At 39.1% G+C, this 12,379-nt stretch carries 7 protein-coding genes and 1 pseudogene; 3 read left to right on the forward strand and 5 right to left on the reverse strand.

What is annotated here, in order from left to right; genetic code table 11:
* Positions 1-724 precede the first annotated feature (724 nt).
* Positions 725-1,162 (forward strand): SRPBCC domain-containing protein, encoded by a 438-nt coding sequence (locus tag MHN81_RS27780; protein ID WP_023398815.1) that lies wholly within the window; start codon positions 725-727, stop codon positions 1,160-1,162.
* A gap of 272 nt (positions 1,163-1,434) precedes the next feature.
* On the opposite strand, the gene MHN81_RS27785 is transcribed toward MHN81_RS27780, so the two are convergent.
* Together MHN81_RS27785 and MHN81_RS27790 are read right to left on the reverse strand one after the other, a co-directional pair.
* A complete protein-coding gene (locus MHN81_RS27785) occupies positions 1,435-5,040 on the reverse strand; it encodes a VCBS repeat-containing protein (protein ID WP_023398814.1) in 3,606 nt (1,201 codons plus the stop codon).
* A 606-nt stretch (positions 5,041-5,646) separates the two neighbouring features.
* Positions 5,647-5,989 (reverse strand): annotated as a pseudogene (locus MHN81_RS27790) (transposase); the annotation flags it as partial.
* 448 nt (positions 5,990-6,437) lie between these two features.
* On the opposite strand from MHN81_RS27790, the gene MHN81_RS27795 reads away from it, so the two are divergent.
* Entirely contained in the window at positions 6,438-6,905 is a 468-nt protein-coding gene (locus tag MHN81_RS27795; protein WP_023398812.1) for a hypothetical protein, read from the forward strand.
* Positions 6,906-6,947: 42 nt separating this feature from the next.
* On the opposite strand, the gene MHN81_RS27800 is transcribed toward MHN81_RS27795, so the two are convergent.
* From MHN81_RS27800 to MHN81_RS27810, 3 genes are all read right to left on the reverse strand, one after another.
* Positions 6,948-7,469, reverse strand: a complete 522-nt coding sequence (locus MHN81_RS27800) for a flagellar protein FlhE (protein WP_239427357.1) — start codon at positions 7,467-7,469, stop codon at positions 6,948-6,950.
* Between the two features lie 699 nt (positions 7,470-8,168).
* Complete coding sequence (locus MHN81_RS27805; protein ID WP_155250746.1) at positions 8,169-9,941, reverse strand: hypothetical protein; 1,773 nt, start codon at positions 9,939-9,941, stop codon at positions 8,169-8,171.
* Positions 9,942-10,024: 83 nt separating this feature from the next.
* Positions 10,025-10,450, reverse strand: coding sequence for a hypothetical protein (locus MHN81_RS27810; protein WP_239427358.1), 426 nt, complete (start codon positions 10,448-10,450; stop codon positions 10,025-10,027).
* A gap of 617 nt (positions 10,451-11,067) precedes the next feature.
* On the opposite strand from MHN81_RS27810, the gene MHN81_RS27815 reads away from it, so the two are divergent.
* A complete protein-coding gene (locus tag MHN81_RS27815) occupies positions 11,068-12,060 on the forward strand; it encodes a transposase (protein WP_239427359.1) in 993 nt (330 codons plus the stop codon).
* The last annotated feature ends 319 nt before the right edge of the window (positions 12,061-12,379 follow it).

The raw sequence follows: 12,379 nt of genomic DNA on the forward strand, positions 1-12,379 counted from the left end.
ATTAATAGCCGGCCCAGAAAAAGTTTAGATTATCAGACGCCGAAAGAAGCCTTTTCACTTGAAAATATGAGTGGTGCACTTGGAACTTGAATTCGGGATTTTAAGCACACCATTTAGTGAACTTGATAGCAGAACTGATAGACACCATACTATTTTTGCGTACTTGTTTTTTGCCCCTGTCTCAGTTTTTATTGGAGCTTTTATTCTGACACTATTGGCCTTTTTGCTCAAACCTGTTAAAGGACTAACGATTTCAGAGGCAGGGATCACCGATACATCATCTCCATTTTAAATCGGGGAAATACCATTTGATAATATCTCTTCAATTAACAGTAGAACTAATATTACATATGGGAATAAATATGGAAAAGCTCGTATGAATGAGGTTTGTATTAATATTCGGCGAAGAAAAATAGATAATACATGGTGGGCTAACAAAGGCTTACTAGGGAGAATTGTTAAGCGTCTTCATGCATACACCATCCCAACTAAAGTATTTTCAGCTTCTCACAATGAAATAGTAGACGCGATTGAGAAAAGTATAATAAACAAAAATATAAAGTTTACTTCCATGGATTTTAAACATGAAAGATAAAAACGAAATGAAGGTGAGGCCTGTTACTAGGCTGGTAAATCGGACGCAATACAGCAGACTGTGTCCGTGTCCGCGTTTAGCCCGATTTTTTAAGCTTTTTACAGCTGTATTATAATTAAAGGATGTTCAATGGAACAGCCAGATGTCAAAGTAGAAACGGATATAAGTGCCAAACCGAGTAAGGTTTGGAGCATTATTTCAAATTTTTCAAAATGGAATGTTTGGCATGCTAATAGTGTGCGAGTTGTCACATCTGAAGGTCTTCCTCAGAAGTTGTATACTCAAATGGCAGGCGTTTCAGTTTGGTTTAATTTAAGAAAAGTTAAAACTATTGATGAGCAGTATTTAGAGTGGACAGGTTCTTTTCCTTTTACTGAAGTGCTACTTAATGGCACTAGAAAATTTACATTAACGGAAGTTTCAGAAAATAGCTGTAAGTTAACCCAAGAAGAGACTTTTGGTGGTTTATTGAGCTTTCTTTTTAAATCAAAGCTCAGTACCAAATATCAGATCAGGTATCAGCTTCATAATGAAAAAATTAAAGCATTAGCCGAATTAAAAATATGACAAATGTATCAAGGGGAAACCAATAGGCTTGGTCCATACCTCACCAATTGTAGCCAAGCGTTTAGTTCCGCATTTGAAGGCGATAAAAACAGCGTAAGGCAGACAAAAATGGTAATAACTTGGAATGAAAATAACTTGGGAAAGACATTAATTTAGTGTTTTTTGGCTCCAACAACCTCATCACGTTCCGCCAAACTTGGTAAGTGAAAGTTGACTAATATATAGTAAATTCGCTGTCGCAGTGTAAGCCCCCTTGCGGGGGCTATAATTGATTAATTGAGCTGAAACATTGCAGAGGTGGTTGAAAACAGTAGTTGTAGTTTGCCATCTTCACTCATTCTGGTCTTGAGCTTATGTTTGCTGGTCGACCCAATGAGTTCAGGGCTTGCCCAAAGCTTGTTGCCCTTTGAATCTGCATATATGATTTGTGATTTTGAATCACCATACCAAGAGTTATAACTCGTAACGTAGATGATATTCTGACTGGTTGTGCTGGTAGGTGAAATTGCTATTGCCGTAGTGTTCAATGGTGCGGCTTGTTCATGGACGAGCTCAAGAGTGCCATTATTTTCCTTAAAAATAGAGATTTGAAGATTATATGTGAAGTTATAAGAGCCGTGCCCTAAACAGATAATTTCTTTGTTTTCATCACTATCGTAGTTAAAGTACTCAACTTGAAGGCATTCTATGGGGTAAGAAGCAGTGCTAAAGAAGCTACCATTGTCGAGTTCAATAACTTGTAGACTAGAATCAGAGAGCACGACTGAAAGTCCGTTGCTGTAGTTTGCACTAAAATCATGAAGTTGCTGGTCAAGCGCATAGGTTGCGATCAAGTTTTGGTTGAATACATCAACGACAGTGAAATTGGTACCCACACTGTACAGGGCATCAGATACGTTATCACCATCTGCGTCTATCGTTTCAATTGCACTTAGAGTTGATTCGCTATCAACAGGTAGTTGATAAGAAATACTGCTTGTTTCGAAATCAAAAATACTTAAACCGGTATCATAGCTATCGGAGGTTGAGATAAGTACTTGATCTAGGCCATTGTCATTGAAGCTGGCTACTTGAGCCATTCTATTGTTCCAGTACTCAAAGCTATCGAGCTCTTTAGTTGAATAGTCACCTGAACTATCCATGCTTATTATGGAGCCTCGGTCGCTTAAGTTACCTGCTTGATATGCGGCATAAAAAATAGACTCATTTTTTTGATTCCATCCAGCTGGTACATAATTACTCAGATATGGTGATACAAGGTCAGTACGAGTTTCGATGCCGTTTGCATTTACATCTGCTACTGACAAAATATTATTGGCGCTCGAATTCGAATTACTACTCCACAATACCTCCAAACTGCCATCATTATCACTATCGCCTACATGAATTGACTTGGTGTTCGTTTCTTGGTTGAATATTGTCTGGGCACTGGAAAAGGTTCCTGTTTCATCAATATTATACACCTCGATGTTTCCCCACTGACAAGGGCCAATTAACAATTCATCGTGTTTGTCAGTGTCAATATTATGCGTGTTTATAGAGCATATGTCGGAAGACTTCAATTCACCTAACTGGGAGTTTGTGAGTGCAGAGTAAACTCGCACAAATTCCCAGTCAGAGCCAACAATCTCTTGCACACCATCACCATCAAGGTCACCTAGTTCTAACAGGGTTGAGCCAAATGATCCTGAGTGCAACCACTGGTTTTCCCAGTTTTTCGAATCATATACAACACCATTGTTGATGATGAGTTCAAGATTGTTGTCCGAATCAACATTGCCAAATTCGAGCATGTTCATTTTTGGCAGTGAAGCGTTAAATATAGGCGCATTTAAATCTGATTGGGAGTAGACAGATAGATGACTACTATCGTCATTATATTCTTCGCCGTGAATTACTGCGAACTCAGGTTGTCCATCGCCGTTTGTATCTGCAATTGCTGCCGATTTAGCTACGTCCTCAAATGAAAGCAGCGCTTTAGCTTCTGAATTTAAGTCCTCAATTACGCTAAGACCGTTTTTTGTCAGGACATAAATTTCTGGTTTGCCGTCATGGTTAGAGTCATATGCAATGACTTGTTGGATCGTACCTTGTGTTGGCATTTTATAGGGATACAGCCAAGTTTGTTCAAAATCTTCAGATTGATGAGACAATAACATGATACGGTCGAGGTTATCTGTTGTTAAAACTTCATTGTTGCCATCACCATCGAAGTCACCAATAGTAATATTATTACCCTGTATTGGCGTATGTGTGCCTGAGCGAGCAAGAGGTAAATTGCCACCGCCATTAACTGTAATTGAATACTCAGTTGTAGTGCTTTGGTTCTCAGTTGAACTCGGATCGGGAATTTCAAAATTGAAATAGTATGTTTGTGAAGAGAACATACTGTCGGTTGGCACTACCCAGGTTATGGTACCATTTTCGTCAATAGTAACTCCATTAGGCGCAGAAACTAACTTTGCAGGTTTTGCGGTTTCCGGTGTGTCTGGGTCTAATTCTAATGCGGTAAATGTTACAACATCGCCGGGGGTAGCAAATGCAGGCATTTCTACAGTACTGACTGATATAGGTGCATCTTCAATATATGCAAGTGCTTTGTTGCTTAAAGTTTGGTTAGCACCATCGGAAACTAGCATTGCAACGGTAACTGAGTCACCGGATTTTGCGATGCCAGCTGGCAGCGTATCAGAAGATTGATTTTCAATTACATCACCATTTATGTACCAGCGGAAGCCAATCTCTAATTCATTTAGTTCTGTATCAGGATCTTCATAACTGCCACTTTGGACAGTAATTGGGGTTGTCGTGTCATAGCGGTCTTGCGTGAAATGGGGTGTATGAACAAGCGGAGGCAAGGACATATTGTCAATCGATGTGGTCTTTATTGCCAATGAAGGGTCTAAAAAAATTGAATAGAAGTCTCTAAAGTAAGTGCCTTCATCATGAGTTCCATCATTATCTCTATCCAAATAGTAGGTTGTTAACGGCTCCGAAAAAAGCAACTCTACTCGTTGTGAAGCACCTGTAAATTCGATGCTGCCTTCAGAGAAATATGGCGCTCTACCTATCAGTGGGCTAGTTTTAAACTGTACTTTACCTTCTTCACTATATGTAATTGACCCTTGAGTTGTTAAGTTGTCGACAAACCCGTTTTCTTCCGTTGATGTTGCAGAGAATGATGAAATGAACTGTTTTCCATCAGCCTGTTCGAAAAGCATGTTGTGTTCTAGGGTTAAAGTTTGGTTACTTGAATTGTTAACGTTGCTACTTTGTGTCGTAAAATAACCTGACAACGTTTGCTTTTTATCATCGCTTTCGCCAGTTAGTTTATTAAAGTAAAAAGATATATCGTAGCCAGTGTTTGCAAACGCGGTAACAACGGTTGTTATTGAACCTGACAACGTAGGTGTATTTTCGTAATTTTTACAATTGGTGTAATCGACAACGATATGGCCTTTACCCTGTTCATCTAGTTTACCGACGAAGCTGCTAGTTCCAGAGATATAACAGTTAGCGCTACCGCGTATAATTCCATTGGAATTGGTCTGGGTACTGATGTTGTCAAAGTTAGTACCAGCCAAAGAGTCGACAGTAGAATCAAACAAGTGCTTGAATGTTTGCTTGACCAAGGAGCCTGTTAATGCAGCATCTGCCTCGTTGCCGGTATATCTCGTGGAAATTAGCTTTTTGATCGTATTTTTTAATTCAGATTTACTCGCACCTTCTGGGTTGCGCAACAAATCACTTACTGTGTTTTCTACTTGTTGTGTTTGATTTGTATTTGAGCCAGCATTGCTGGAATCAGACCCCCCTCCACATCCTGATAGAATAGAGGTCATTAGAACTGTAAGTGCTGTTTTATTGAAATGTCGCATTCTAGCTATTTTCCTAAGCGATATAAGACTGGGTATTGTACATAAAATGGGACATTTTTGAACGGCAAAGTTTAGGCAAATAAGCATGATACCGGTCTAAAATAAGATTGAGGGGACAGATAATAAAAATACCAGCAAAAAAGGGCTAGTATAGCCTGAAGTTAATGCAAAAGGTGAAAAAGGTTGCAACAGGGTGCAATAGCGGAGCAATAGGGGACAGAGCAACAGGGTGCAATAGGGGACAGACACAAATTTATTGCTTGTAATTGTTCTACAATTTGGCGGCCTATACCCGATGTGCCGCCTACAATGACTATCACTTTATTGACAGCCCAAAAAATGCCTGTCCTTTACTTTTCTTTGTTCTCTTTTACCTACCAAATCGTGCCCATTTCATATTAACTGTGTCCAATTGCACAAGCTATATACGTTATGGGCGCACAGTAAACTCAATTAAAGATAAATTTTGTCCAATAAATGGTAAGGGCAGATTTTAGCAGTATGAAAATAGGAAAAGGCGTTGAATGAACAGCGTATAGTTGTGCGCTGTTCGCTTTATTGCCTGCAAATGCAGCAGTATCTTTGGAAGCTAACTACGTTAGCGATAACGGCATCTGTTACACGAATAATGAGCGATGGAGAAACGTCCACATCGTACATCTCATTGAAGGTTTTTACGATTTCCTGCCTTTGCATTAAGGCTGGGGATTTTGTCACCCATGCTGGTAAAACGGGTTTGTTGTTTCTTCACCAACGGAGGCTCAAAGGTGCTGAGGCGGTCCCTCGGAGCCTCTATATCAATAGCGCCATCTTCAGTAACAATGGTTTTATTGGCGTAGCCATTTCGGCTGTTTCGAGAAGTGGATTTACTATTTTTACGATAACCCAGATGCTCATCCCGCTCAGCATTGAGGGCTGACTCAGCGGTCACTTTAGTAAGCATCTAGCTGATTCTTTCTTGTTCATTATCTGCTTGTCTATACCAACACGGTATTAATAACAGACAGTTACACCGTTTTTATTGCAGTCTCAAGAGTTCGAGCTCCACACTTTATTAGATGCGGCCGTGTATTCGCGAAAACAATCACGGGTTTATCATAGGCTCCCAACCAATCTTATCCAGACACAATATTTATCCAAAAAATAGGTTAAAGCTCACCACCAGATTCACTTTAGTGTTAAAGGGTCGGTGGGTCAGACGCTAAGCAAACTAAATTATTCCTCTTAACTGTGCTTTATCGATTAAAAAGCGGCAAAAACACGCCCATGAGGCGGCATTAAATTTCAAAAAAATACAACCTTATTGCCATTTCAACCTAGTGTTTTCAATAAATAAGTGCGTCTAAATGCTGGCTTAAAGTTTGCATCGCTTATCTTAAGACATAAGGAGATAAGTCATGATTTTAAACACTAACCCCCAAAACGTATCAAGTTACTCATCACAATATTCATCAGCCAAAACTCAAAACACGGCTTCTCCCTCAACACATGACACACAAGATACTCACTCGTCACAGATAAATCATGGTTGGGACACATTCACAAAAAAAGTAGAAGATGACCCTAAATTTGCAGAGGAAATGGCCGAAGCAATCACATTTATCCCCAATAAAATGATGGTCAACTTAAACGAAGCACCCCCTCTTACAGATCCGGCCGCATTTAAAAATTGGGCAGATCGCTCAGTTAAATTTGATAAAGTTGCAGCGCAGGTGACAGAGCAGCGAATCGAAATATTTAATAGGATGAAGGGGGAAGGCGCATCAGATGCAGAGATATTTAAAGAAATTATCTCCTTTAACAAGTCTCTTCCAATGGACTATCAAGCTAAATCAGGGATGTTAAGTGTAGACCAATATGCATGAAGGAATGGAATTGGGCCTTATCAAGAAGGCCCAAATATTTTATCAATCGTAATTAACGATAACTTGGCTTCTTTGTCCATATGCTGGCGGAGAAATTACACTGCCATTACCACGCACGCCGTAGGCAAAAATGAACTTTTTATTTGCATCTAAACCAGCAAAGTTCGTTAATCTACCTGATTTGCTCGACGTAACATCGACGCACGCCGAAGTTGAATTCCAACAAAGATACACAATCATACCAGGAGGAACTTTTGAAAAGCCCCAAGAATAGTTTACAACATTGATCTTAGATCCGAAGGGCACAGAACCCACCACTGGTAAGTTTAATGTGTATAACAAGCCTGAATTTCTGATAGTTGGTGCTGTACCACTGCTTACCCAAGCACCACCACTAATTGTAATTGGACCTTCTACATTACTGGGTGATATTTGCTCAGTTGAAACAGAGATTGTTGGGGTGAGAAGTTCTTCATGTTGTACTTCAGCGCTAGAGATGCCAGTCCATAAAACGGCAGCCGAAGCCAAACATGTCGTTAAGTATTTAGCGGTTTTTTTAAACATTTTCCTTTTCCTATTTTCCGTAAATCTATTTAACTTTTATCAACCATAAAACCCCATGTCAATAACATTATTTACAATAAAGTAATCTTGAAAGTTGTAAATACATGGCATATAAAGTGGTCAAAAAGTGAACGTGCAAAATTATATGTATAAAAAAGAACGTGTTGAGTACACGTTTAAATGTGACTGAATCATATCGATACAACTTGAGGAACAACCTGAGCATAAATAATAAGTGACCCTAAACGCTTTAAACACAGGCCAAAGCTAAGTGTGAAATAAACGACTGAAGGTCTTAACATCAAAAAACAGAGATAATGCGCAAGATGTAAAATCAAGTGCATAGATCATGCTAATAATTTTGATAAAGGGCTCGCTCAAGGCCCGCTATTATTTACGTTAAGTAATTATTTCCGCGGTCCAAATGCGCTATTAAATATACATAGAGAGGTTAATTGTAAGGTCTCAAAAAATTAAAACCCAGAATTCAACATACAAGTGCACCACATATAAAAACAAGATAGACATAGGCACTTCTCAGCTTCTGCTATTGTAAATGTGCGACCAATTACATCTTAGGAGTTAAGAAGTGCCAGATTTTTGCACTAATTTTAATTTAGAAGGGGCGTAAATACAAAACTTATAATACTCGTAACAACAAGGCTGCTTCTATAACAGCCTTGTTAATGTACTTGATCGTTAGTTATTTTCAATTCCCATATATTCCTTTGACTTTTCAAGCATTTTTTTCGTGCTCTCATCTAAAGCGTCGGCGTTAAACCCACCTTGACCTGTTAAGTTTTTCTCTGAAATGAGGAAACTAAAAATGCTACGCGGCTTGTCTTTGTTATTAGATGTTGTGTAAGTGGCTCTACCGTGACATCCCATACACCCACCCATGACAAAGTGGTTCGACAACTCCGGTACATTGGTGATATTAGGCAGTTCTCTTTGGTTTAATAGGCACTTAGATCCAATGGGTGCATTCGGGCAAGGTGCTTTATTGTTAGCTAAAGTATTATCTATAATCGCAGGCGCACGACCTTTAAATAACTGTAACCCAGATTGACTACTTTCAATGATATTATTAGCTAAGAAGTAATCCTGAGTAAGTGGCTTTTCAGGACTTGTTAACCCAGTATCTTCATTGGTAGGCAAAGGCTGTACGCCTTTCAAGCGATAATATTGCCAAACAGAGTCGCCAAATTTCCCTGACTCCTTCATGGCTTGGTGCACTTCCTTATTAACCTCGACTACCGCCTTAGTTATGGTAGGGGGTTGTTCAACTTTGATTGGCCCTCGATTATATTCACTTGGTAATGTAAATTTACCTGGTATAAAGTCATATCCATGATCAGCTTTTACTTCACCTTCTGTAGGTAAAGGAACTAGAATACGGTTCACACCATTGTTAATTACTGCGTGTGGTTTTGCTTGATCACCTTTCTTGTCACCATAATCAAGCTGATTGTAATTGGTTATAAAGTATAATCCCGAAGGACTACTACCATCCGCCTTTACTAAGTTGTCGACATGCTCAAATGTAGTGTAAATAAACGCCTCATAGTGCTTCATTTTTCTAATGATATGCAACCCGACCAAACCAAAGGTGCCACTCGTTGCGCTAGCTTGTTCACATTCATCACCGACCATGAGATGACACCGATAGTATAGCGCCTCTGCGGTATGGTAGCGGCCAGAGTCAATCATCGTTTGAGAAAGTTCTCTCCATGCAGCTTTTATTTCTATAGTTTCTTTGTTTGCGAAGTTTGGTAATTCATTTGGCGGCAAATTGAAGTCATTAGGGGCTTTTCCTTTCAAAGATTTTATATAGTCATATTCAACTTGATTCACTTTAGCTTGAAACAGCACTTCATGGTCATCGTAAGGGTTTTCCGCAGGTGTGCTGCCATTTGCAGGGAAAAAGATCTTATTCTGTCCTATCTGCGAGTTTTCATCTAAGTTATTAAATCTCGCTTGGTGTGTAGTAACCGTCGCATTTTTAAAAAAATATTGAGGTGCAAGTGTTTGAAAATCACCTTTTGGTGTGCTCTGCTTTGGGAATAACTCAGATCTATGCGCATAACTTTCCCATACCGTTACATGCTTGCTTAAATTACTTGTTGACGTTTTTCCAGAGCGGTAAAAGTTTGGCTTACCCGAAAAAATAAAACCTTGATTGTCCGAAACCGTCCCTCTAACCACTGGTGACACCCCGCTCCCAGATAACCCGTTTTGTTTGGCTGGAGCATTTAAGTAAATAAACTGCCGCCAAGCAAATCGTGCAAATTCTTTGTGTTCTATCGGGTTTTCAGGGTCATATTTAGGGGGAGCAATCGGGAGCTGGACCGGTATTTGTGTTAAATCAGTTGCGGTGATTGGCATACCGCCAGGAAAATCAGCTTTTGCATAAGCTTGCTGACTAATTAAAATCGTTGTGATAACAATGGCAGTGAATATATACACTGTCATTATTTTTTGCTGTGGTGATAACATAAGCTAAAGTCCTTTACGCCCTCTATGAGCTTTAACAATTATTTTCCTAACAATGCAAATTATCCTTCAAATTCGAACCATTGCAGTACAAAGCTTGTGTCGTTATAGTCTGTCCCACCGCCATCTTCTGTGACATATAAAGTACCGCCGCCAAAGGTTTTACCGTTGATAAAAAATAGGTTTGGATTTGCTACAGCGACAAGTGAAACGTGTGAGCCGGAGTTTGCGAATTGGATTTGAAGCCCTTTTCTCATTGTAAATTTACCAGTACCATTTTCGAAAAAGCCTACTGTCTGTCCTTGCCCGTGTATTGGAAATTCACAGTTACTTCCTGATAACGTTTGAAAAGTAATAGGCTTGCCATTTTCGTCTGTTATTTGAATATATTGCTCATAGGCTGCTTGGTGCATAGCAGTAAACGTCACCAATCTTCCAGTAGGTATAAAGTCCAATGACTGTGGTGCACTCCAATTTTTATTGCTCATGATTGAATCCTTTTATTAGTGTTACTTTACAAAGTTGCGTAGTTTAATTAACGCGTTCTATTTGCGTCGTCGAAAGCGTATTTGAATAAAGTACATGATGTAAATTTGTGTTAATGCGCTAGTTATTCATTAACAAGTGTTAGGTTAGTTAAATCAAAAAAAAAGTATATTACAGGTTATTACAAAGAAACTTGTCAGTTCTATCGTACGTTAACTACGTCTGCCCTGTTTATTTGTGTGGCTAAAGACAATGTTATAGGAAAGTATTCTAAGAAGTACCGAACTATTGAGACAGCTCATCAGAATTATCAGGTTTAGAGCTAAATCCGCAGAATTTGGTGGGGCGACTGCTGTTAAAATTCCCAAAATTAAAATAAAGATCACCGTCGACAGACACAAATTATTGCTTAAACCTTGCATTTCATTTCTGGTTAAATATCCAGTACTTAAATGGATTTGAATAGAAATGACAAGAGCACTGAAAGCACTGATAAATTTGTCTTCGACGTCTTATGATTGAAATTATGGTGAAATTATGGGACAGACACAAATTCATTGCTTAAACTAGGTTTCTTTACTACTGTTTAAATATCCAGTTAAAAATTGAGCTTAAGGGAATGACAAGAGCAAGGAAGGGATTAATAGATTTGTCGTCAACGTCTTACTATCACTTAATAGCACGGTGTGTACGTCGTGCTTTTTTGTGTGGGGAAGATAAGTACACAGGCAAAAATTTTGACCATAGACGAATGTGGTTGGTAGAGCGTATAAAGTTGCTCAGTAGTGTATTTTCGATAGAAATAGCAGCTTACGCCATCATGAGCAATCACTATCATTTGGTTGTTAAAGTGAATAGGCAGCAAGCACTAAGTTGGTCAGGTGATGAAGTGATATCGAGGTGGTACAAGTTATACAAAGGCAGCCCAATTGTTGATAGGAGCTTACTCGGTGACACTCTGAGTGAGGTGGAGGAACTGCTTAAATCTGAGCTGATTGAAAAATGGCGCGCAAGGCTGTATGACATCAGTTGGTTTATGAAAAACCTCAATGAATACATTGCAAGGGAAGCAAACAAGGAAGACAACTGCACGGGTAAATACTGGGAAGGACGATATAAATCACAAGCTTTGTTAGATGAAACAGCACTGCTTAGTTGCATGGCGTATGTGGATTTAAACCCAATTCGAGCGAATATGGCAAACAAGCTAGAGGATAGCGACTTTACATCAATTCAAGAGCGAATAAAGCAATTCCAAAGCAGTAAAGCAAACGTCAAAAAGCCAGATCAAAATGAAACAGAGCCTCACATCAAACAACCCACATCACTAAAACCGTTTGGTGGTAGAGAGCAAGAGCACACATTACCATTTTCGTTATTAGGTTACCTCAAGCTAGTTGATTGGACGGGCCGTTATATTCACTCTAAAGAGAAAGGTTACATGTCAAAAGATGTGCCCCATGTACTCGCATCAATGAAAATTGAAGTGACGACTTGGTTGGATAGGGTACAAAACTATGGAACGCGTTATGGGAATTTTGCAGGCTCTGAAACAGTATTAAGAGTTCATGCTGCTAAAAACGATGTAAATTGGTATAAGGGGGTCGGTTAATAATTTAGCTAAACCCCTCTCTTCGGCTCTGAACTTTCATTTGTTTATTGAGATGAAAATATTCCTACTTGAAATTTATTCCTAAAAACAAATGTAACTCGACAGTTTTTCCTAGTTATTGGGACGTTTATAAGAAATACATGGCGTCAATGCTACTAACCATGACTGTACAGTTTATCAGCCTACAAAATGTGCCTGTCCCATTTTTTCCTAAAAACAAACCCGAATTCAAGTTCCAAGTGCACCACTCATATTTTCAAGTGAAAAGGCTTCTTTCGGCGTCTGATAATCTAAACTTTTTCTGGGCCGGCTATTAATT

This window comes from Pseudoalteromonas sp. Of7M-16 (genome assembly GCF_022347805.1).
Taxonomy (GTDB): Bacteria; Pseudomonadota; Gammaproteobacteria; order Enterobacterales; family Alteromonadaceae; genus Pseudoalteromonas; species Pseudoalteromonas luteoviolacea_F.

Bases quoted from the DNA above. Each gene is read 5' to 3' on its own strand.
- MHN81_RS27780 (WP_023398815.1), top strand. From the start codon at position 725: ATGGAACAGCCAGATGTCAAAGTAGAAACGGATATAAGTGCCAAACCG.
- MHN81_RS27785 (WP_023398814.1), bottom strand. From the start codon at position 5,040: ATGCGACATTTCAATAAAACAGCACTTACAGTTCTAATGACCTCTATT.
- MHN81_RS27795 (WP_023398812.1), top strand. From the start codon at position 6,438: ATGATTTTAAACACTAACCCCCAAAACGTATCAAGTTACTCATCACAA.
- MHN81_RS27800 (WP_239427357.1), bottom strand. From the start codon at position 7,469: ATGTTTAAAAAAACCGCTAAATACTTAACGACATGTTTGGCTTCGGCT.
- MHN81_RS27805 (WP_155250746.1), bottom strand. From the start codon at position 9,941: ATGACAGTGTATATATTCACTGCCATTGTTATCACAACGATTTTAATT.
- MHN81_RS27810 (WP_239427358.1), bottom strand. From the start codon at position 10,450: ATGAGCAATAAAAATTGGAGTGCACCACAGTCATTGGACTTTATACCT.
- MHN81_RS27815 (WP_239427359.1), top strand. From the start codon at position 11,068: ATGACAAGAGCAAGGAAGGGATTAATAGATTTGTCGTCAACGTCTTAC.